The 22,629-nt window shown below is 63.4% G+C and carries 15 protein-coding genes and 1 tRNA gene; 12 read left to right on the forward strand and 4 right to left on the reverse strand.

Annotation, left to right across the window (positions count from 1 at the left end):
* Positions 1-14 precede the first annotated feature (14 nt).
* The 3 genes from ACQCST_RS07425 to ACQCST_RS07435 form a co-directional block, all read right to left on the reverse strand.
* Complete coding sequence (locus ACQCST_RS07425) at positions 15-2,516, reverse strand: DUF3488 and transglutaminase-like domain-containing protein (RefSeq protein ID WP_426998641.1); 2,502 nt, start codon at positions 2,514-2,516, stop codon at positions 15-17.
* Positions 2,513-3,934: a DUF58 domain-containing protein gene (locus tag ACQCST_RS07430; RefSeq protein ID WP_426998642.1), complete on the reverse strand. Its 1,422-nt coding sequence runs from the start codon at positions 3,932-3,934 to the stop codon at positions 2,513-2,515. The genes ACQCST_RS07425 and ACQCST_RS07430 overlap by 4 nt, the downstream gene beginning before the upstream one ends.
* A 61-nt stretch (positions 3,935-3,995) precedes the next feature.
* Positions 3,996-5,123, reverse strand: coding sequence for an AAA family ATPase (locus ACQCST_RS07435; RefSeq protein ID WP_426998643.1), 1,128 nt, complete (start codon positions 5,121-5,123; stop codon positions 3,996-3,998).
* A gap of 165 nt (positions 5,124-5,288) precedes the next feature.
* On the opposite strand from ACQCST_RS07435, the gene ACQCST_RS07440 reads away from it, so the two are divergent.
* The 5 genes from ACQCST_RS07440 (at position 5,289) to ACQCST_RS07460 (ending at position 11,522) form a co-directional block, all read left to right on the forward strand.
* Positions 5,289-6,191 carry a TatD family hydrolase gene (locus ACQCST_RS07440; protein ID WP_426998644.1) on the forward strand — a complete coding sequence of 301 codons (903 nt, stop codon included), beginning with the start codon at positions 5,289-5,291 and terminating at the stop codon, positions 6,189-6,191.
* Between the two features lie 290 nt (positions 6,192-6,481).
* Positions 6,482-7,633, forward strand: coding sequence for a ubiquitin-like domain-containing protein (locus ACQCST_RS07445; RefSeq protein ID WP_426998645.1), 1,152 nt, complete (start codon positions 6,482-6,484; stop codon positions 7,631-7,633).
* Positions 7,634-7,802: 169 nt separating this feature from the next.
* Positions 7,803-8,684, forward strand: coding sequence for a 16S rRNA (adenine(1518)-N(6)/adenine(1519)-N(6))-dimethyltransferase RsmA (gene rsmA / locus ACQCST_RS07450; RefSeq protein ID WP_426998646.1), 882 nt, complete (start codon positions 7,803-7,805; stop codon positions 8,682-8,684).
* A 9-nt stretch (positions 8,685-8,693) separates the two neighbouring features.
* Complete coding sequence (locus ACQCST_RS07455) at positions 8,694-9,656, forward strand: 4-(cytidine 5'-diphospho)-2-C-methyl-D-erythritol kinase (RefSeq protein WP_426998647.1); 963 nt, start codon at positions 8,694-8,696, stop codon at positions 9,654-9,656.
* Positions 9,657-9,692: 36 nt separating this feature from the next.
* Complete coding sequence (locus ACQCST_RS07460; protein WP_426998648.1) at positions 9,693-11,522, forward strand: ABC-F family ATP-binding cassette domain-containing protein; 1,830 nt, start codon at positions 9,693-9,695, stop codon at positions 11,520-11,522.
* 109 nt (positions 11,523-11,631) lie between these two features.
* On the opposite strand, the gene ACQCST_RS07465 is transcribed toward ACQCST_RS07460, so the two are convergent.
* Complete coding sequence (locus tag ACQCST_RS07465) at positions 11,632-12,231, reverse strand: TetR/AcrR family transcriptional regulator (RefSeq protein ID WP_426999107.1); 600 nt, start codon at positions 12,229-12,231, stop codon at positions 11,632-11,634.
* A gap of 248 nt (positions 12,232-12,479) precedes the next feature.
* On the opposite strand from ACQCST_RS07465, the gene ACQCST_RS07470 reads away from it, so the two are divergent.
* From ACQCST_RS07470 to ACQCST_RS07500, 7 genes are all read left to right on the forward strand, one after another.
* Positions 12,480-12,551: transfer RNA gene (locus ACQCST_RS07470), tRNA-Gln, on the forward strand.
* Positions 12,552-12,717: 166 nt separating this feature from the next.
* On the forward strand, positions 12,718-14,133 hold the full coding sequence (gene glmU / locus ACQCST_RS07475) for a bifunctional UDP-N-acetylglucosamine diphosphorylase/glucosamine-1-phosphate N-acetyltransferase GlmU (protein ID WP_426999108.1): 1,416 nt from the start codon (positions 12,718-12,720) through the stop codon (positions 14,131-14,133).
* Between the two features lie 2 nt (positions 14,134-14,135).
* The gene (locus tag ACQCST_RS07480) at positions 14,136-15,116 is read left to right on the forward strand and encodes a ribose-phosphate diphosphokinase (RefSeq protein ID WP_426998649.1); all 981 of its coding nucleotides are present in this window, start codon (positions 14,136-14,138) and stop codon (positions 15,114-15,116) included.
* Positions 15,117-15,349: 233 nt separating this feature from the next.
* Positions 15,350-15,934: a 50S ribosomal protein L25/general stress protein Ctc gene (locus ACQCST_RS07485; RefSeq protein ID WP_426998650.1), complete on the forward strand. Its 585-nt coding sequence runs from the start codon at positions 15,350-15,352 to the stop codon at positions 15,932-15,934.
* Between the two features lie 161 nt (positions 15,935-16,095).
* Complete coding sequence (gene pth, locus ACQCST_RS07490; protein ID WP_426998651.1) at positions 16,096-16,680, forward strand: aminoacyl-tRNA hydrolase; 585 nt, start codon at positions 16,096-16,098, stop codon at positions 16,678-16,680.
* Positions 16,681-16,874: 194 nt separating this feature from the next.
* Positions 16,875-19,613: a LuxR C-terminal-related transcriptional regulator gene (locus tag ACQCST_RS07495; protein ID WP_426998652.1), complete on the forward strand. Its 2,739-nt coding sequence runs from the start codon at positions 16,875-16,877 to the stop codon at positions 19,611-19,613.
* Positions 19,614-19,632: 19 nt separating this feature from the next.
* On the forward strand, positions 19,633-22,299 hold the full coding sequence (locus ACQCST_RS07500; RefSeq protein WP_426998653.1) for a LuxR C-terminal-related transcriptional regulator: 2,667 nt from the start codon (positions 19,633-19,635) through the stop codon (positions 22,297-22,299).
* The last annotated feature ends 330 nt before the right edge of the window (positions 22,300-22,629 follow it).

Consider the following 22,629-nt stretch of genomic DNA (forward strand, 5'->3'; position numbering starts at 1 on the left):
GGCAGCCGGTACTGCTAGCCTTCGCGCAGGCGCCGGAGGCCGTCGCGGGCCCGTTCCCAGGAGCGCGCGGCGGCACCGGCGGTGCGCACCATGGTACGGGCCGCTGCTCTGAACGGCGACGCCACCATTCTGCGCCAGCGGGTCATGACGGACGGCGGTAGCCAGTCGGCACGGAGCCGATCCATGAAGCGCGAGTTGCCCCGTAGCGACTGGTTCACCATGGCCATCCGCACCGCAGCAGGCTGGCCGTTTCCCGGTGCGGCTGGGCGATTATCCCCGGTTGGCCGGCCATACTGCTGCCGTTCATAGTCACCCGTGAGGGATATGACGGCCTGGTGGCCGGCATCGTCCGCTCCTCCTGGCTCGCCGAGCGCGGCCGAGCTACGCAGCCGCGCCGAGAAACCGCGAGGAGTCTCGCTTGGCCCCGGGGGCACGCCGTAGTCCGTCGCGAGATCGCCCAGCTCGGCCCAGGCGAGGGGGGCCGCGTCCGTTGCAGCCTCCATTTTCTCCGGGTCCCTTAGCCGGCGGGCACTGGTGCTGCTGCGCACCAGCCGCGGGGACAGCGCCAGCAGTATGAGGAGAATAACGCCGCCCGCACCGTACAGCCAGGCCGCCAGGAGGGTTCCGGGATCGCCAGTTCCGCCCATTCCCGGCAGCGGCACCGGGGCCGTGCTGGGCGACGGTGTTGTTGTGGAGGCGGGGGTGGGGATGAGTCCGTCATTGTTTTCGTTGGTGCTGGCGCCACCGGGTCCCACCGGTTCAGTGGCATAGGCAGGAACCACGCCACGTGACGGTGTTGGTTCGAACCGCACCCAGCCGAGCCCCTGGAAGTAGAGCTCCGGCCACGCGTGGGCATCACGTGAATCCACCTCGTATTCCGGCAGGGCACCCTGGCCTGCCACCGACACCACCGATCCCGTGAGCCGTCCGGGCGCATATCCCACGGCAATCCTGCTGGGGATACCTTCAACGCGTGCCATCACCGCCATGGCAGAGGCATAGTGGATGCAATAGCCGCTTTTCTGGGCCAGGAAGTCCGCGAGCACCGAAAGGCCGTTGCCGTCGTATCCTCCCTGGACAGGGGCCTGCAGCGAGTACGTGAACTCGGGGGATCGAAGATACGTCTGGATGGCCATGGCTTTTGCGTAGGAAGTCCGGCTTTGGGCCGTGACGGAATCAGTCGTGGTCCGGACGATTTCCGGAACATTGGCGGGCGGTCTGATGAATTCGTCCGAAATTCCGCGGATGGGAGCGGACGACTGTGCCAGCAGCTCGGCGGTCAGCTTCGGCACAGCGGAGAAGACCAGATACTGCTGATCCTGGCTGTTGGTGTCAATGCCCTTGATGCTCAGCGTGGCGGGATCCCAGCTCCAGCGGCCGCTGAGGCCGTTGACGGCGGCGGGCGCGTACGGTGCCGGGAGATAGGGGCTGGTGAAGTTGCCGGTGTTCACGGCTGTGACCTGCTGGGTCAGTTCGTCCGCCAGGATCTCATAGCCCGGTTCCATCCGGCCCGGCCCGCTCTGCCGGGTAGCATCGCGGTCGTCCGGTGACCACGAATCCCCGTCGAAGCGGTCCACCGTCACTGACCTGAGGTACAGGGGATTGACTGCGTTGGTGGCGTAGGTGATCCTGCCGTCGCCGGTGTGTGAGCGCAGGCTGTTTCCCAGGCTGATCATCGGGTTGAGGCCATTCGAGGAACCCCACGGATTCAGCCGGGAACCCTGGGGGAAGGTGCCCTGGTCAAAGCCGGGTATGACAAGGGGCAGGAGCAGCGTGACCACGAGTGCCGCACTTCCCGTCAGCGCGGCCCTTTTCGCGTGACCCGGATTCCCGGCAGTGTCCGCAGGCGTTCGGGAATCAGGCGCGAACCACTGGCAGCACGCAAGGATCAGCAGGTAGCCGGTGACAGTCCCGAGGAAGCCGCCGATTCCCACGCTCTGGGGCTTGACCGTGGCGGGCACGACCAGCACAGCGAGGAGGCCCAGACCGCTGGTGGCCGGCATTCCCAGCGGGAGCGCCAGGGCGTCCACAAGGATGGCCACCAGACCCAGCACTGCGCACGTGACCAGGACAATACCTGCGTTCGGTGCCACCGGTGCGCTTTCGGACAACACCGTTTCGCTGGCCCGGCGGATGTATTGTCCCAGTGCTGCCAGGGTCTCGCCGTTGGGAACCAACCCGGCGAAACTGTCTCGGCGGAAGAACGTGAACGTCAGAATCAACACCAATGAGGCGAAGCCACCAAGGGTGACCAGCAACGGCTGCGCCCTGAGACCACGGAGCCCTGCCAGGACCAGACACACGACAAACACGGTGGTGAGGGCTGGGAAATACCAGGCCCAGCCCCGAAGGACCCCGTTGAGGGACAGCGCAGAACCGCAGACGGCGACTGCCACTGCTGCCGATACTGCCCACGGATAGAGGCCCTTGCGTCCTGCCCTGCCAGTTCGGCCCGTTTCAGGCTTAAGCGCCACGGGTTCCCCCGCGGGTGCATGACGTGCCGTCGCTGCGGTCACCGTGCCACTCCTGCACCCCGCCGGACATCCGCCGCGGCTGTTGCCACGGCAGCGTCGCCTTCATCAAAGTAGCTCCAGGCCGCACGCAGCGACGCGGTGGCATCGACGGCCACGGCCCGCCAGCCGCCGCTCCGCAGTGCTTCGAGAACATCGTGACATTCACCAGGCTTGTCGGCTACCACCATGGCAAACGCATTGGCACCGAATCCGGCGGCCGGGGCGAGGGCCCTGGCCTCTGCCAGCGAAATTCTTCCCAGCACGGCAAGGACCGGGCCACGAAGCCTGTGCGCCGAAAGCTTATCCATCAGCTGGTCATCAAATGGTTTGGGTCCGGAATCCTGGGCCGCTGCATGGTCGCGGTGGCTGGCATCGTGGTCCCGGCGGGCGTGATGGGGCCCGGACAGGTGAATGGCAGCCAGGCTCTCGGCGATGGACTGAAGTCCGCCGGCGCCGTTGTATTCCTCAGCTTCGGGAGCGGGCGCCGAGGGCGAATGGAGGAACGCAGGATCTCCGCCGGCATCCAGGAACCGAAGTGAATAGTTACGCTCCGCGAGGTGGGCGCTGATGGACATGGCGGCAACCACAGCCCACTCAAACGTCTCGCTGCTGGCCAGTTCGTGGCCGTCATCTCCGGGGCTGAACACCGAACCGAAGCCGCTGGAAAATGCCACAAAACGCTGATCCAGAATGATGGTTGCTTCTGGCGTCGTGACGGATTCCTCCTGCCTTACCATCAGTGCTCCGTGCCGGGCAGTGGCCGGCCAATGGACCCGGCGCATCGGGTCTCCGTGCCGGTATTCACGGGTCATGACGTCGTCATCGCTCGGATTCGCACGGATCCTGGTAGCCGTGATGCCGTCGTTTCCGCGGGCACCCGCCAGTCCCGTAACGGGAAGTTCGACGGCGGCCGGCGTCACGGTGAGGGTGTCGCCGTCGTCGATGGAGTGCCGGTGCAGCGAAAGCCCGAACGGATCCGTGAACTCTGCTGTTACCGGGCCGATGACGAACTGTCCGCGTTTGCCCGAGCGCAGATGGTACTCATAGCGGCTGGTACCGCCAGCGGCGGACTTCGCCGGGAACCGGAATGCCGGTGATTCACCGAATCTGGGCGGCAGCCGTTCCTCCATGATGACCCGCCCTGCGCCGATGCCGCTCCGGGCGACGGCCAGGCGCACTGTGGTGGTGGAGGAGGTCTCAACCGACGAGGGGTTGAACTCCCGGTAGATCTGGAATTTCGGTTTAAGTACCCTGATGCCGGCCAGTGAAATCAGCGGAAGAACAATAAGCAGCACCCCCAGTGTGAGGAGATCACGCCTCCCCATGATCTGCGCGCACAGGAGCGAGATGATGCCTGCGGACAGCAGCCCCCAGCCCCGCGTGCTGAAAAGGTGTCCCGGGAGTTTATCCAGCAGCGCCACGGCAGATCCCTTGTCTAAAGTTCACAACGTCTAAAGTTCACGACATCTAAGGCCACTACGTCTAACGGCCGCGACGCAGCTCGTGGGCCGGCGTCTGGCCCTGCCCGGACCCACGGACCGAGGAGTTGGACATTTCCTGGCTGACCGGAAGTTTGGCGAGTATGCCGCGGATGACACTTTGCGGTGTTTCGCCCGTGCTGGCGGCCTTCCGGTCAAGGATGATGCGGTGTGCCAGCACTGACTCGGCAACGCCAACGACGTCGTCCGGCAGCACGAAGTCACGGCCTTCCAGAGCTGCGGTGGCCTTCGCGGCCCGGAGCAGCTGGAGCATGGAGCGGGGGCTTGCTCCGAGCCGGAGCATGGCACTTGCACGTGTTGCCCGGCCTACGGACACGGTGTATTCCTTGACGGCCTGGGACACGTAAACATCCTGGACCGTGGCGATCATTGCGGCCACATCGGCGGAAGTGACAACGGCCGAGACTTTCGTCAGGGGCGACGTTGCCTGATGCGTCTCCAGCATTTCAATCTCGGAGTCCTTGTCCGGATAGCCCATGGAGATCCTGGCCATAAAGCGGTCCCGTTGTGCTTCAGGCAGCGGGTAAGTGCCTTCCATCTCGATCGGATTCTGCGTGGCCACCACCATAAACGGCTCATCCAGTTTGTAGGAGTCGCCATCCACTGTGACCTGGTGTTCTTCCATGCACTCCAGCAGGGCCGACTGCGTTTTGGCGGAGGCCCGGTTGATTTCATCGCCGATAACGATATTGGCGAACACCGCACCCGGACGGAATTCAAAGAGCCGCGACGACTGGTTGTAGATGGAGACCCCTGTGACATCCGAGGGCAGGAGATCCGGGGTGAACTGGATACGGCTGACTGAGCAGTCAATGGTGCGGGCGAGGGTCTTGGCCAGCAGGGTCTTGCCGACGCCGGGAACGTCCTCCAGCAGTAGATGGCCCTGGGCCAGCAGCACCGTCAGCGCCAGCTTGGCTGCGTCGGCCTTTCCGTCGATGACCGTGTTGATTGCCTTGAGGATGCGCTCGCTGGCGGAGTGGAAGGAGCCGGCATCCATGGCAGCCTGTCTGTGGCCGTTGAACTGGCCGGCCCCGGTTGTCCCACTGCCCGTGAAGGTTTGCCCGGCGGGGAGTACTGCCGCATCCACGGTGGTGCGTCGGTGGGAGTCCATCGGCAACCTTTCAGCCCTGGTGATGCCTGGGACGGGACAGTTACGACTGCCTGCGCCCGTCGTTGGGCGTTCGCATGTGTTCATACCAGACTACTAACACAACTGCCGTTGCTGACAGAGAGTTCCGGTAATTCTCCGCAGCCCTGCCGCGGTTAGGCTGGTCGAATGTGTAATTCTCCGACTCCCGTCCCCTACAGAGACGCCGGCAGTGATGGAACGGGTAGGAACGTCTACCCGCCGGCCCCTGAGCCGTTGCCGGTGCCTGTGATGGATAACCACACGCACTTGGATTTCGCCTCCCTGGATCCGGAACGCGCTCAGCAACAGGTGGACGTGGGTTTGGCTCTTGATGCTGCGGCGGACGTCGGGGTGCAGGGTGCGGTGCAGGTGGGCTGCGATCTCGAATCGTCCCGGTTCACCGTCCGTGCCGTGGATCTGGACTCCCGCCTCCTTGGCGCGGTTGCCATCCACCCCAATGACGCGCCGGACTACGCCCTGCGCGGCGAGCTGGACAATGCCTTGGCAGAGATCGAGGAACTGGCCTCACATCCGAGAATCCGTGCCATTGGCGAGACCGGACTGGATTTTTTCCGGACCGAAGGGCCGGGACTGGCGCACCAGCGCTATTCCTTCCGGCGCCACATTGATATTGCCAAGCGCCTGGGCCTGACGCTTCAGATCCATGACCGCGACGCCCACGATGACGTGGTGAAAGTGCTCCGCGAAGAAGGAGCGCCGGAGCGTGTGGTTTTCCACTGCTTCTCCGGCGATGCGGAGCTCGCGAGGATCTGTAACAGCGAGGGCTGGTACATGTCTTTTGCCGGCACCCTGACCTTCAAGAATGCGGCCGGTTTGCGTTCCGCGCTCGCCGTCGCCGAGCCGGACCTGGTTCTGGTGGAAACAGACGCTCCGTTCCTCACCCCGCATCCCTACCGGGGGCGTCCGAATGCGAGCTACATGGTTCCCTACACCGTCCGCGCCATGGCCGAATTGACAGCGTCCGACCTTGCCGGGCTGTGCACTCAGATCTCCGAAAATACCGTGCGGGCGTACGGATCCTGGGATTAGGCTCCGCTCCAAGCCGGCCAAAAGTTTGATACCGGGTATGTAAATTTCTTGGCCGCTTTATAACGCTTCGGTTACAGTGGAAAACTATTAGCCGGGGTCGGGGAAGGCCAACGGACAATTTCACTCCGATTGCAGCAGGCACATCCCGCGTGCCCTGCATCGCGGGTGTGGCGGCGCACATGTCTCCAGCAAACCTCCGGGCATGCCCGGAGCCGACCTCCGGGTGTTTGCATCAGGTGGTCTTGTGCGCTTTTCCCCGTGCCCGGATGGTCCTAGAGTTACGGGCAATCGTGGTCAAGTTCTTCACATCGGACGGCAAATTCAGTTTCCTGAAAGTCGGCGCACAGCTGATGGTGCTTTCTGCGCTTGTGCTGGGGCTCGTGGCCTTTGTCGGCAACAACAAAACAATCACCCTGAATGTCGACGGCAAAGTCAGCTCCGTGCAGACGTTCGGCGGAACTGTCGGCCAGGTGGTCAAGAGCGCCAAGGTGGAACTGCAGCCCGCTGACCGGGTTTCGCCGTCGATGGACGCCAGCGTTGAAAACGGCTCGGTCATCAACGTCAACATGGCCAAAGCCGTAAAAGTCAGCCTGGACGGTTCTGAGAAGACGGTGAACACCACCGCACAGGATGTGGCCGGACTGGTCACCGAGCTTGGAGTGGCAAGTGCCTCTGCGGTGTCCGTCCCGAAGGAAGCCCAGCTGGCCGTGGCCGGATCCTTTGTAGCCATCTCGACGCCGAAAACAGTCAGCATCCTTGCCGATGGCAAAGCTTCCAAGACCACCACGACGGCGGCCAGCGTCGCCCAGGTGCTCAAGGACGCCGGCGTCGCCCTTGAGGCCAGCGACCGAACCTCGCAGCCCGGGAACGCAAATGTCGTCAACAACATGGTGATCAAGGTGTCCCGCGTTGATACCGGCAAGACAGAGGCAACCACAGAAAGCGTTCCGTTCGAAACTCTCACCGATGAAAGCGCGGAGCTGCTCAAGGGTGAGAAGAAAGTCACCCAGGCGGGTGTGACGGGCAAGGTGGACAAGAGCTTCAAGCTGGTTCTGGTGGATGGCCGTGAAGCCTCCCGAACCCTGGTTTCAGAGACCGTATCGCTGCATCCTGTGACCGAAAAGGTCACGGTGGGCACCAAGGAAAAGCCCCAGGCCCAGGCCGCGGTCAACACCGGGGCAGCTGCTCCGGCCATGATGAACGAAGCGATGTGGGACAAGATCGCCCAGTGTGAATCCGGCGGCAACTGGTCCATCAATTCGGGCAACGGCTACTATGGCGGCCTGCAGTTTGATATTTCCTCGTGGTTGGCCAACGGTGGCGGCGCATACGCCCCGAACGCCAGCCTGGCCACCAAAGCCCAGCAGATCGCCGTCGCCAACACCTACTACGCCAAAGCCGGTCTCCGCCCCTGGGGCTGCGGCTGGGCGGCTTCGAGCTAGTCACCTCGAGCCGGCTAAGACTCATCCGCGCGTTCCGCAGCAGCTGACCACAGCTGCGGAAGAATTTGAAGGCCGGGTCCGGATTCTCCGGACCCGGCCTTTGACATGGCTGCGAAGTCCGGCCGGGGCTGTGGCTGGCTGTATTAACCCGGGAGGTTAGGATACCTAGGTGACTGAACCGACTCCCGCCGCGCCCGGTACCGCGCCCGCACCGCTTTTTGGCGCCTCTGATATCCGCAGGCTCGCCGAGGAGATCGGCGTCCGTCCCACCAAAACGCTCGGCCAGAACTTTGTCATTGACGGCAACACCATCCGTCGGATCGTTTCCGTGGCCGGAATCGGCCCGGCCGAGACGGTGCTGGAAATCGGGCCGGGCCTTGGCTCCCTGACACTGGGACTGCTGGACGCAGCGAAGGCCGTTGTCGCCGTCGAAATTGATCCGGTATTGGCAGCCAAGCTGCCGGAAACCATCCGTGAATGGCGTCCTGACGCCGTCGGGGATTTCCATCTGGTGCTGGCCGACGCCATGAAGGTCACGGAGCTTCCCGTTGAACCGACGGCAATCGTTGCGAATCTGCCCTACAACGTCGCAGTCCCGGTTGTTCTCCATCTCCTTCAGCATTTCCCGAGCCTCCAGCATGGATTGGTGATGGTGCAGGACGAGGTCGCAGACCGACTCGCGGCCGGGCCGGGCTCAAAAACGTACGGTGTGCCCTCGGTCAAGGCCGCCTGGTACAGCAGCATGCGCAAAGCCGGTGTGATCGGAATGAACGTGTTCTGGCCGGCGCCCAAGATCAACTCCGGGCTGGTGGCCTTCACCCGGCGCGAACCACCGGTCACCACGGCCACCCGTGAACAGGTTTTCGCCGTGATCGATGCTGCCTTCGCCCAGCGCAGAAAAACGCTCCGTGCCGCGCTGGCCGGCTGGGCTGGAAGCGCCGCCGAAGCAGAGCGGTGCCTGCTGGTGGCCGGAATTGATCCCACGGCCAGGGGCGAAGTGATTGATATTGCGGCCTTCGCCAGGATCGCCGAAGCGCGCGAGGCAGGATAGCTTGTACTCATGAGCGCAGTGAGAGGGCGATTTGCCGCGAGGACTGTCCGGGTGAAGGCGCCGGGTAAGGTCAATGTCGCGCTTGACGTGGGCCCGCTGCGTCCGGATGGCTACCATTCCGTGGCCAGCGTTTACCTGGCTGTTTCCCTCTATGAGGAAGTGGCGGCCACAAGTACCGAAGCGGCCGGCATCACCATCAGCATCAGTCCGGCCAGCACCCTGGACCTGGATGAGATGGACATTCCGCTGGATGAAAACAACCTGGCCTATAAGGCAGCCGCGATCATGGCCGACGTCTCCGAGCACTCCACGGGGGTGCACCTGGAAATTACCAAGCGGGTACCGGTGGCCGGCGGGATGGGTGGAGGTTCGGCGGACGCCGCCGCCACGCTGCTTGCCTGCGATGCATTGTGGAACAGCGGGCTGTCCCGTGACGAGCTGGCGCACCTGGCCGCGGAACTCGGTGCCGACGTGCCTTTCTCCCTGCTGGGTGGAACAGCCGTGGGACTGGGGGTGGGTGATGAGCTTTCGCCGGCCCTGGCCAAGGCCCAGACGGACTGGGTGCTGGTGGCTGCTGACTTCGGACTGCCCACACCTGTTGTGTTCCGCACCCTGGACCGTCTGCGTGACGCCGAGGGAGTGGACGTTCCGGAGCCCTCGGCAGTTGACCCGAAGATCCTTCAGGCGCTGCGGAGCGGAGATGCAGATGCCCTGAGCCGGGTACTGGTCAACGACCTCCAGCGGGCATCCATCGAACTGGCACCCAGCCTTCGCGACACTCTCGGCATGGGTGAGTCACGCGGGGCGATCGCCGGCATCATTTCGGGATCCGGCCCCACTGTGGCGCTTCTGACGCGCAGTCCGGCGGCGGCCGAAGGACTAGCGGAAGAGCTGCGGCATCATGGCCTCAACGCCACGGCGGTGCACGGCCCGGTTCATGGTGCACGCATCATCTCCGATACCCTCCTTTAAGAGCTTTACACCGTATTTCAGACGAAAGCAGTTCCCTTGGCACACCTTCTTGGCGGCGAGAACCTTGTGGTCTCGTACGCAACCCGTACCGTTCTCGACGGCGTCACCCTCGGCCTCGAGGAAGGCGACCGGATCGGCATGGTGGGCCGGAACGGCGACGGCAAGTCCACTCTGATGCGTCTGCTGTCGTTGCGCGCCACCCCCGACTCAGGCCGCGTCACCAAACGCAGTGAAGTCAATATCGGCTACCTGGACCAGAGCGACGTGCTCGACGGCGATCTCACCGTGGGTGCCGCAATTGTGGGTGAGCAGGCCGACTACGAATGGGCCCGCAACCCGCAGATCCGCGAAGTCATGGGCGGGCTTGTGTCCGACGTCGACTGGCATGCGAATGTGCATGCCCTCTCCGGCGGCCAGAAGCGGCGCGTGGCCCTGGCCAAGCTGCTGATCGAGGACCACGACGTCATTATGCTCGACGAGCCCACCAACCACCTCGACGTCGAAGGCGTGGCGTGGCTGTCCCGGCACCTGAAGACCCGCTGGCGGGCCAACCAGGGGGCCTTCCTGGTGGTCACCCACGACCGCTGGTTCCTTGACGAGGTCTGCACCAAGACCTGGGAAGTCCACGATGGCATTGTGGACCCGTTCGACGGCGGCTACGCGGCCTATGTGCTGGCCCGCGCCGAGCGCGACCGCTCGGCATCAGTGGTGGAAAGCAAGCGCCAGCAACTCGTGAAGAAGGAGCTCGCCTGGCTGCGCCGCGGCGCCCCCGCCCGCACAGCGAAGCCGAAATTCCGGATCGAGGCGGCCAACGAACTGATCGCTGACGTCCCCGAACCCCGCGACTCGATGGCGCTGAGCAAGATGGCCACTGCACGGCTCGGGAAGGATGTGCTGGACCTTGAAAACGTCTCGCTTGACTTCCTGGGCGGCGACCCCGGGCAGAAACTCTTCGACAACATCACCTTGCGCCTTGCCCCGGGTGAACGCCTCGGACTGGTGGGTGTCAACGGCGCCGGCAAGACCACCCTGCTGAAGCTCCTCAACGGGGAGATACAGCCCTCCTCCGGCAAGGTCAAGCGCGGCAAGACGGTGGTTACCGCCGTGTTGACGCAGGAAGTCAAGGAACTCGACGACGTCGCGGACCTTCGGGTGATCGAGGTCATCGAGCGTGAAAAGCGCTCTTTCAACGTGGGCGGCAAGGAGTTCACCGCGGGCCAGCTGGTGGAGCAGCTCGGATTCACCAACCAGAAGCAATGGACGCCCGTCAAGGACCTCTCGGGTGGCGAACGCAGGCGCCTGCAACTCCTTCGGCTGCTGGTGGGGGAGCCGAACGTCCTGATGCTCGATGAGCCCACCAATGATCTTGACACCGATACCCTCGCGGCGGTGGAGGATGTCCTGGACGGTTGGCCCGGTACCCTCGTTGTGGTCAGCCACGACCGCTACCTGCTGGAGCGGGTCACGGACCACCAGATGGCGCTGCTCGGCGATGGCAAGATCCGCGGATTGCCCGGCGGCGTGGATCAGTACCTTGAGCTGCGTGAGGCAACCATGGCCGGATCCACCATCACCGGCGGCGGAAACCCTGTCACAGCCTCAAGCCCAGGGTCGGCCGCGGCAACGTCGGGCGCCTCGGAAGCGGAGAAGCGGGACGCCCGCAAGGCCAAAAACAGGATCGAGCGCCAGCTGGGCAAACTGACGCAGCAAGAAGAAAAGATCCACGCGCAGATGACCGCCGGAGCCGGAGACGCCTCCGCGGTCAAGCAGCTCGCGGAGCTCAACACGAAACTAAAGGAGCTCGCCGGAGAGCGCGATGCCCTGGAACTCGAATGGCTGGGTGCGCTGGAGGTCCTGGGGGAGTAAACAGGGGGAGTAAATATACGAAGCGAGCGGAACAGTTGTCCGGCAGCGTGCGTCAAAGCGAGGTACGAGCCAGCACGCAGAGGATGGCTGTTTTCCTCGCGCTAGCCAGCTAGTCCTCGCCGCGCAGCTCGGGTTCCTTTTTCAGCCCCGTCAGCCCGTTCCACGCCAGGTTCACGAGGTGCGCGGCCACGGCGCGTTTGTCGGGTTGCCGGCTGTCCTGCCACCATTGGCCGGTCATGGCCACCATGCCTACCAGCATCTGGGCATACATGGCACCGTCTGCCGCGCTGAGTCCCCGGCGGCCGAATTCGTCAGAGAGCATGTGTTCAACCCGGGCCGTGACATGGGACAGGAGGGTGGAAAAAGCGCCCTCGGGCTGTGATGGCGGTGCATCACGCATCAGGATCCGGAAGCCGTCGGACCGGTCCTCGATGTACGTCAGCAGGGCAAGGGCAGCCCTTTCCACCAGGACCCGGGGTTTGGCTTCTTCCGCCAGCGCGGCATTGATGGAGGCCAGGAGGATCCTGAACTCGAATTCGACCACTTGCGTATACAGGCCCTCTTTGGAACCGAAGTGCTCGTAGATTACGGGTTTCGAGACCCCTGCGGCTGCGGCGATTTCCTCGATCGTGGTGCCGTCAAGGCCCCGCAGGGCAAAGAGTCCGCGTCCCACTTCGATGAGTTGTGAGCGCCGCTGCGATCCGGTCATCCGTGACCGGGGAACATGGCCCGGTTCCCGGACCGGACTACCGTTCCGGCTGCCCGCTCCGTCGGATATCCCTGCATTCTTGCTCACCGTTACATCATGCCTCATGACTGCCCCTCATCTGGCAGTCTTCGACCGGACGTAAGCTGGTGCAGCGCTGCGATGTAGCCCTCGATTCCGGCAGTGTCGCATCCGGCCTCCAATACATGGCAAAATATATACTCGTGCCTCCGCTTCAGTGCAAGGCATGGTCCGCCCTGGTGTAATGGCAGCACCCCGGCCTTTGGAGCCGTGGAGTATAGGTTCGAATCCTATGGGCGGAACTGCCGCGTCTGACGTGTCCAGTAGGATGAAGGCGATGCCGATTCCGGGCCTCTGGCCCCGGACTGCATCGTGCATAGTGCCCCAAGCAAGGAGAGCCCGTACGTGAGCCCCGAGAATACCGGCCCCGCCGCCGTTATCGTCCTAGCTGCAGGCGCCGGTACCCGGATGAAATCCCGTATCCCCAAGATCCTTCACGAAATCGGCGGACGCTCCATGGTGGGGCATGCTCTGATTGCTGCGCGAAGCATCAACCCCCGCAAGCTGGCCCTGGTGGTCAGGTATGAGCGGGATCTCGTTGCCGCCCATCTCACCCAGCTTGATCCAGAGGCGCTGATTGTTGACCAGGATGAGATTCCCGGCACCGGTCGCGCGGTGGAAGTGGCGCTGCGTGACTTGGACGCCCGCGGGCCGCTCACCGGCACGGTTGTTGTGACTTACGGTGATGTGCCGTTGCTCACCGGCGGGATGCTGGCCGAACTGGTTGCAACCCATGAGTCCGACGGCAATGCCGTGACGGTTCTGACTGCCGTTCTGGACGACGCCACGGGCTACGGCCGCATACTCCGCGCCGACGACGGCACCGTGACGGGGATCCGTGAGCACAAGGATGCCTCAGATCCGGAACGCGAAATCCGTGAGATCAACTCAGGCATCTACGCCTTCGACGCCGCCATCTTGCGTGATGCGCTGCTCCACGTCACCACTGACAACTCGCAGGGTGAAAAGTACCTCACCGACGTTCTTGGCCTGGCACGGAAGGCCGGCGGCCGGGTGGCCGCCGTTGTCACCGCAGACCGCTGGCAGGTGGAAGGCGCCAACGACCGCGTCCAGCTGTCCGCCCTGGGCGCCGAACACAACCGCCGCATCGTCGAGGCCTGGATGCGGGCCGGGGTCACCGTGGTGGATCCCGCAACCACCTGGATCGATTCCACCGTCACCCTGGAGGAAGACGTCCGTATCCTTCCCAACACCCAGCTGCACGGCAACACGATGGTGGCGCGGGACGCCGTCGTCGGCCCTGACACCACTCTGACCGATGTCAGCATTGGCGAGGGCGCCAAGGTGACCCGGACGCACGGATCAGGGGCCACAATCGGCGCCCACGCGAGTGTCGGCCCTTTCACCTATCTTCGCCCCGGCACGGTACTCGGCGAGACCGGAAAGATCGGCGCATTCTACGAAACCAAAAACGTCACTATCGGCCGCGGTTCCAAACTCTCCCACCTCGGCTATGCAGGTGACGCCGAAATCGGTGAGGACACCAACATCGGCTGCGGAAATGTCACAGCCAACTACGACGGCGAGAAAAAGCACCGCACGGTGATCGGCTCGGGCGTCCGCACAGGTTCCAACACGGTCTTCGTTGCGCCGGTCACGGTGGGGGACGGCGCCTACAGCGGCGCCGGCGCCGTGATCCGCAAGGACGTGCCGGCAGGTGCCCTGGCAGTGTCGCTGGCAGCCCAGCGCAACGCTGAAGGCTGGGTTGTTGCGAACCGACCCGGCACAGAGTCGGCCAGACTGGCGGAGGCCGCCACCAAAGATTCCTCAAGTACCCCGGCAACTACAGAAGAGGTCAATTAACAATGGCTGAAATTACGGCGCGCGGCGAAAAGAAGCTGGTGCTCGCCGCTGGGCGTGCACACCCCGAGCTTGCCCGGGAGATCGCCAAAGAGCTGGGCACTGAGTTGCTGCCGGTGGACGCCTACGATTTCGCCAACGGTGAGATCTACGTCCGCGCAGGCGAAAGCGTCCGCGGAACGGATTGCTTCGTTATCCAGGCGCACCCGGCACCGCTGAACAACTGGCTGATGGAGCAGCTGATCATGATCGATTCGCTGAAGCGGGCCTCTGCCAAGCGGATCACCGTGGTTTCGCCGTTCTACCCGTACGCCCGCCAGGACAAAAAGGGCCGCGGCCGCGAGCCTATCTCGGCCCGTCTCGTGGCTGACCTTTACAAGACCGCCGGCGCCGACCGCATCATGAGCGTTGACCTGCACACTTCGCAGATCCAGGGCTTCTTCGACGGCCCCGTGGACCACCTCATGGCCATCCCCCTGCTGGCGGACTATATCCGGACCAGGGTGGAAGCCGAAAACATCACGGTGGTGTCCCCGGACACCGGCCGCGTCCGCGTTGCCGAGCAGTGGGCCGAGCGCCTTGGCGGTGCGCCGCTGGCGTTCGTTCACAAGAGCCGCGACCTCACCGTGCCCAACCAGGCCATTTCCAAGACCGTGGTGGGCCAGGTCGAAGGACGCACCTGCGTCCTCATCGACGACATGATCGACACCGGCGGAACCATCTCCGGCGCCGTCCAGGTCCTGAAGAACGCCGGTGCCAAGGACGTCATCATTGCGGCCACCCACGCAGTCTTCTCGGACCCTGCCGGCAAGCGGCTGTCCGAGTCCGGTGCCCGCGAAGTGGTGGTCACCAACACCCTGCCCATCCCGGCGGACAAGCGCTTTCCGCAACTGACGGTGCTGTCCATCGCACCGCTGATTGCGCGGGCCATCCGTGAAGTGTTCGACGACGGTTCCGTCACCAGCCTGTTCGACGGCAACGCCTGACCAGCTCACCCGGCAGCGTTGGGCCCGTTTCAGTAAACGGGCCCAACGCTGCTAAACTTTTTGACGATACCTTGGCGAGGGAGAGCATCTCCGGGAAACCGGACTGCATGTCTCCGTTATCGACTGGGTCTGAATCTCCTTCTGGAAGGGCCGTCATCTGGCCGCCCGGCGTTGAAGGTCGTAAACAGACCTCCGCCCTTGCTGAACAACACTTAGTACTCAAGGAGAAACACATGGCTGAGCAGAAGTTTGCCGCAGAACTGCGCACCGAATTCGGCAAGGGCTATGCCCGCCGCGCCCGCATGAACGGCCAGATCCCGGCTGTCATCTACGGCCACGGAGCAGAGCCTATCCACGTTGCCCTTCCGGCCCGTTCCATCACCCTGGCCGTCCGCGCTGCGAACGCACTGCTGACCCTGGACATCGACGGCGAAGAGCACCTTGCCTTGGTCAAGGACATCCAGCGCGATCCGATCAAGCAGATCATCGAGCACATGGATCTCCTCACCGTCATCAAGGGCGAGAAGGTTACCGTGGACGTCCCCGTACACGTCGTGGGCGAACTTGCTCCCGGAAACGTATTCAACCAGGAACTCACGGTGATCTCGCTCGAGGCAGAGGCCACTCACCTGCCCAACGCCATCGAGATCAACATCGAAGGCCGCACCGCCGGCCAGCACATCCATGCTTCGGATCTTGTGCTGCCCAAGGGCTCAGTCCTGCTTGCCGACGCTGACTCCCTGGTGGTTCACATCTCCGAGGCCAACGAGTCCGCTGACGAAGAAGGCGAAGCTTCCACCGCTGCGGCTGCCGAGTAACACACCGGGCAATCAAGCCGGTGTGAGCGGCTCACCGCTTAGTCTCCTGCTTTCCTGTGGCCGGGTCCCCTTTGGGTCCCGGCTACAGGCTTTTCAGCACTAAAGTACCCCGTGTCGATGTGGGAACGTCGACGGCGGGATGCCCACCTTAGGATTGATCCATGACTGAAACCTGGCTGATCGTAGGCCTCGGCAACCCCGGGGCCGAATACAGCCGCAACCGGCACAATGTCGGCCAGATGGTGCTGGACGGACTGGCGGCGCGAATGGGCGGGGGTTTCAAGGCACACAAGTCCCGGGCACGAGTCCTCGAAGGCAGGCTCGGAATTGGCGGACCCCGGGTCATTCTGGCGAAGCCCATGTGCTACATGAACCTCTCCGGGGGGCCGGTTTCGGCCCTGGCGAAGTTCTACGACATCGATCCCGCGCACGTGGTTGCTGTGCATGACGAGATCGACATCCCGTTCAACACAGTCAAGCTGAAGATCGGCGGCGGCGAAGGCGGCCACAACGGTCTCCGTGATATGTCCAAAGCACTCGCCACCAAGGACTACCTGCGGGTCAGGGTGGGAGTAGGCCGGCCGCCCGGCAGGATGGACACCGCCGACTATGTCCTCCGGGATTTCGGGGCGGCCGAAAAGAAGGAACTTCCCTTCCTGCTCGACGACGCTGCCGATGCCGTCGAACTGCTTGTCAAGGACGGGTTGCTCTCCGCACAACAGAAATTCCACCCAGCCAAAGTCTGAGATCCCGCCGTGCACGGCACATATCGACATTGCCGGATGTTCCTGGCGGGGCTTGACCAAACTGCCTTTCCACAAGGCTCTGGAAATGTGAAACGTTACGCCCTGTTTTAGTGTCGGTGGCAGGGGGTAGTCTTCTCCTAAGCGGGGGAGGCGGAGACGCCTACATCCCGCCGACGGGGATGTAAGGAAAGTTCATGTCAACTGAGCCACTCAGCTGGGGACGTGGGTCAACGGGAAGTACGCTGGCAGCGCCGGCGGATTCTTCCGTTAACGCAGGGCATCACCAGTGGACGCTGCCGGCCCGCAGCGCAGACGTTGAAACTATTCGTGCTGCCCTGACCGAACCCGAATCCCTGGGCGTTGTGGTTACCGGAGCGCGGGGCGTCGGTAAATCGTCGCTGGCGCGCACCGTTGTTGACGAACTTGGCCCGCGTGTATTCGGCCTGCAGCTCCGCAACACCATGACCGGTTCGAAGACTCCGTACGGTTGCCTGGCTTTCTTGCTGGCACGGCTCCCACAATCGGCCATGGGATCGCCCACAGCCATTCTGCACGGAATCACGTCGCTGATCCGCAGCGATGCCGCGGGCCGTGAGTGCGTCATTACGCTGGACAGCAACGGTGCGCTGGATGACATGAGCGCGGGCGTACTGCTTAACATCCTCCTGACCCGGACTGCGCGGATCATAGCCATAGCGCCGGGAACCAGTGATCTTCCTGCTGACTTCCATTGGCTGATCACTGAGCGCCGGCTCACGGAAGTCCGGGTGGAGAATCTCAACGAACTACAGACCCGTCAGCTGCTCCTGACCATGCTGGGCCACCGGGTATCGTCGGCGCTCGTCAGTACGTATCACTCGATCGTAGGGGGCAACCCCATGCTGCTCCGGGCACTCGTCGCCGAGCAGCAGCAATCGGGAAATCTTGTCCTGTCCAACTCGGTCTGGACGCTGCGCGACAAAGTAGTTCTCGACGGGGCCGCCGGGCTCGATGACATCGTCCGGTCCCGCTGGTCAAGAGAGACACCGGAGACCCGCGAGGTCATCGAAATGCTGTCCTGCGCGCGGAACGTTTCGCTGGCGAGGCTCACTGCAATATACGGGACAGACACCGTGGCCGACATGGAGGACGCGGGGCTGCTGGCCGTGGGAACCGCGGAGTCCCGCTGGGTATCCCTCCGCGAACCGTATCTGGGGGAAGTGGTTAGGTCCTGGCTCAGCATCGCCCGGCGGCGTGAACTGCGTCATCTGCTGTTGGACGGCCACGAGCCTGAGGTTTCCGGCCTGACTGTGGAGGAGCTGCTTGGATTTGCGGCCTGGACCCGCGAGTGCCAGGCGGAACTCAGCCCGGCCGTCGCGTTAGCAGCCGCGGCGGCCGCCGTCCAGCTTTTTGACCCGCAGTTTGCCTTGAGTTTCGCTGCAAGCCTGAAGAGGACAGATGCGGAGTGGGTTGCCGGGCAGCGTCAGAAGGCTGCCGCATACCTCCTGCTGGATTTGCCGCTTCAGGCCATGGCTGCGCTGGAGGACATTTCCCAGCCGCAGACAGAGCAACTTGGTGCCCTGGACTACGCGGAGGTGGTGGCGGCCAAATGCGATGTTATGGTCTGGCTCCCGGAGCTCAGCGGAAAGGTCCCCGCATTGCTGGCCAGCGCGCGCTCCCGGCTTGGCATAGAACCCGGCATGGCCAGCCCATGGCCCCATCCACTCGCGGCTGCGGCAAACCGGATTTCCCTGAGCGAATTCCAGTACCGGGCTTTCGCGGGCGATTTCGTTTCCATGCTGCCAGCATTGGAGCAGGCAGCCGACCCCCGGCAGAACAATGATCTGTGGTTCCGGATGCATGCTTCCTTCATCCTGATGGAAGCACTGTCAACGGTCGGCAGGGAAATGGACGCGCTGCAGCTTATGAGGCTTCTGGGCGGACAGCTCTCAGACGCCGGCGAGATCGTGGGGCTTCGGGAAACGTTCGGCATGCGTGCCTACACCGTGCTGCTGCAAGCCGGTCGCTGGCGTCAGTGCATCGATCTCATCAGCCCGCCGAAAGGACAATTCACACAAAGGTCGGCGTTCCGGAGCGCTTCGACGGATCTGTCCATCGGTCTCGCCTATGTATATTCGGGCAGGGGTGCCGTGGCCCTGGATTCGTTGCTTTCAGCAGTTGCGCAACTTGAACTCAGGCCGGCAATGAATACCCTGCAGGCAGCCTACGCCGCGACGGCATTTGCCTATGCGCAGATCGGCAACGCAGGGCAAGCCCGCAAGTACCTGGACCTTCATCGTCATTCCAAAGGCCCGGGAACTTTCGAAACCCGGACTTCGACTGAGTTCTGTGCGGACATGGCCGGAAGATGGCTTGGGGAGCCCGACGCCGCCAGACGGCTGATGGCAGCAGCCCGCCGGCACATGGCCGAAGGCCGCTACACCTTGGCCGGCATCAGCCTGCTGGGTGCCACAGTGAACGGAACCGACGAGGACTTCAGGCTCCTCGAGGAGGTTGCCGGGCACCGCCAAGGCCCGCTCGCGGAAACATCCGGGCTCATTGCCCGGGGTACCCGGACCAAAGACGCCAAGATCCTCCTGGCTGGCGCCGAACTCGCGGCCTCACTGGAACTCGACGCCGTTGAAGCACGCTGCGTAGCGTTGGCCGTGGATTTCGCCCGGCAAGCAGGTGACTCTGCATCTGCCAGGGTGGCCCAGTCCCGGCTGGATAACCTCACCTCCACTGTCCTGACGCTTCCGATCGTGCCCAGCAGTGGCAGCCCGCTGCTCACTGCACGGGAACGTCAGATCGCCCGACTGGCCGGACGTGGTACGACCAACCGGGACATCGCACTGGATGTCGGGGTTTCCGTCCGGACGGTTGAAGGACACCTATACCAGGTCTTCACAAAGCTTGGCGTGACTTCCCGGGGTGATCTGCCTGGACTCGTCTAACGGCCATTTTCCGAGGCCGGTGCAGGTTCACAGCCAACTCACGGGACGCCGTGAATCGTTGGATCGTATCTGCACAATCATCAGGAGCCGGACCAGCCCGGCGGTGTTCCTGATGGCAGCGCCCGGTATAGGCAAATCTACGGTCATTGATGCGCTGACCAGGCGGCTCTCAACAGAAATGACTGTCCTGCGTATCCATGGCAGCTCATCCCTGGCCCACGTTCCTTACGGCGTGCTGGCACCGTACACGTCGGGTTTGTCGGCCGAGGAATCCGTGTCGCCGATTGCCGTCCTGAGATCCGTCTGGACGTATTTTCAGCAGCTGAAGTCAGCCAAAGACGCTCCGATGCTCCTTGTGGTCGATGACGCCCATCACCTGGATGAAGCAACCGCAAGCATCATAGTGGACATGATTTCGGCAAGATGGGCCAGTGTGCTGGCGGCGGGCCGTCCGCGGCCCGGCCTTCCGCAGGCATTAAACCAGCTGTGGTACGACGGCCTTGCCGAGCGGATCGATCTGCAGCCATTGAACCGGGATCAGGTCACCGAAGTGATGGCCCACTCCCTGGACGGGTCGGTGCCTGAAGACACAGTCAACAGCTTCTGGTCCGCGTCGGGTGGGAACCCCTTGCTGCTGGAATGCCTGCTGCATGACGCAATGGACCAGGGAGTCCTGGTGAAACGCAATGGCATCTGGCTGTTGCTTGCTCCGCTGCACGGTGACGGCCCCGGATTGGCCGCCGTCGCATCCAAGGCCCTGCTTTGCAGATCTGCCGAGGAGCAAGAGGCCTTGAAGCTCATTGCTCTGGCCGAACCTGTGCGGCGCAGCCTGATCGAGGAAATATGCGGAGCCGGCGTCGTGCGCTCTCTTCTGGACCATCAGGCCATAGCCCCCGGCAACTCCTCGGAGCTTCGGCTGTACCCTGCAGTGTTCGGCCAGGCACTCCGGGGACAGATTTCGATATCACGGAGCCTGCAGCTGCGAGGGAAACTCTGGAGCCACCTGGGCGCTCAGGCAGAAGGTTCCGAGGGCCGGCTTCGAGCCGTGGAATGGTCGTTGGAATGTGGCCTCGACGTCCCGGCGGCGGATCTGTTGGAGGCCGCCGCACGTGCCTTGGATATGTCCAGGAATACCAGTGCCCATCGCCTTGCCTCCCGGGTCAGTGATCCGCGGCTGGTTCCCCGCGCGCAGGCAATCATGGCCCGGGCTCTCTTCAACGGGGGAAATTACGCAGATGCAGCGGACCTGCTGGATGATTGCTGGCTTCCGATGGCGTCAGATCCCGAAGCTGCACACATTCTAATGTTGCGCGCAGCGGCGCATCTGGCTCTGGGAAAGTCTGCCCTTCAGCTCCGGGCGGAGTCGCGAGAGCAGCTATCTGCAGATGGCAGCGACCCCGTTCAAAGCTGGCAGGACACCATCCACGCATTCCTGGAGCTCGCCGCATCAGGTGACCATGTGGGTCTCCAATCCATTGTTGAGTCGCTTGAGGACAACAAGCCCGACGCCAACAAGCCCGGCACCAATAGCCCCGGCGCAGCTGCGGTGGCCGCAATCAAGACTGTGGGTCTCGCACTGCTTGCCCAGACGGTGATTGGGGCTGGGCGCCCGGAACAGGGAATTTCCGCAGCCCGCCAGGCAGCTGCCGGACTGGCGTCGCTGCAGCACGGGCTCTACTTTTTCAATGAGTTTGTCCTCAGCAGGCTCGTAGAGGGGTACCTGGCAGCAGGAGAGTGGGAGTCAGCGCAGCGTGAACTGGCCAGCTACAGCGCCGGACACGCGCCGGGCCCCACCTCGTTCAGCGGCGGTGTACAGCTGCTTCGTGGTCTGGCCTGTTTGCGCCAGGGCAGGATCGAGCGTGCCTATCAGCTGCTGCTGCCTGCACTTGAAACACTGCGTGTCAATGATCCGCTGCAGCAGTTCCGGCTGGGTTCTGCCCTCGGATTCTACGCAGCAGCAAGGCTGGGGGACGCCGCGCAGGCGAGGCGTCTGGAACTCGACTACAAAGGAGCCACGCACGCCTCCAGCGCCGCAAGCGACCTCGCCGCGGCAGGCTACGTGGCGGCAGCGTCGGAGTATCTTGCCGGGGACGGCAAAGGCCTGGCCGCGTTGCACACTCTGACAACAACTCTCCAGGCCGCTGAGATGCCGGGGGTCCTTCTGGAGTGCCTTGCCCTGTGTTCCGAATTGGGAGATCACTCCGTGATGCCACTGATCGGCACCGTGGCCGAGGGGATTGAAGGCCGCTGGGCGTCGGGGTTACTGTCCTTGTCCGGGGCTTGGGTGTCAGATGATGCTGATTCCCTGATGACTGTGGCATCAGACCTGGAACAGTCAGGACTGGCCAACCTGGCCCGCGAGGCCTACTCCAAGGCCAGTGCCATTCTTGAAAAAGCGGGGGAGCACCGGCGGTCCAGACAAGCGGTGGCTCTGCGCGAGAAATGCGACCATGAACTGGGCGAACGTTTCCGGACAGGCTCGTTTATTGCTTCTGTTCCGACCTTCCACCTGACACGGCGGGAACGCGACATCATCGAGCTCGCCATCAACGGCCTCACCGACCGCGAGATTGCGCAGAAGCTGATGGTCTCGGTGCGTACCGTAGAGGGCCATCTGTACCGAAGCTACGTCAAGCTGGGCGTGCGGCGGCGTGATGAACTCACGCAGGCACTGCCCAAGGGTTAGTCTTCCATCAGCCCGCCCGGCCAGTCCGCCTTGCGGTTGGTCATTTCGGGCACCAGACGCAAAGCCCTGCAAGTGGTGTTTTCCGGAATTCGGGTATCGCGTGCCCGTACCCCGTAGTCGGATGTGCCAAAAACGAGTACACGCTACTCGTGCCGTAGCGGTCTCCGCACGATTAACTGAGAGTGGAAACAAAAGGGGTCGAAATTAGGCCCCGTCGTTCCATTACTTCACATCAGGCCCCCGAGACACACCTTCAACTTCCGGACAGTATGGTTCGGATCCAGACGGGGCCGGCGACGTCAGAGTCTTCTGAGACCGAGGCTCTCCCCC

It is taken from the genome of Pseudarthrobacter sp. N5 (assembly GCF_050157035.1).
Lineage (GTDB): Bacteria > Actinomycetota > Actinomycetes > Actinomycetales > Micrococcaceae > Arthrobacter.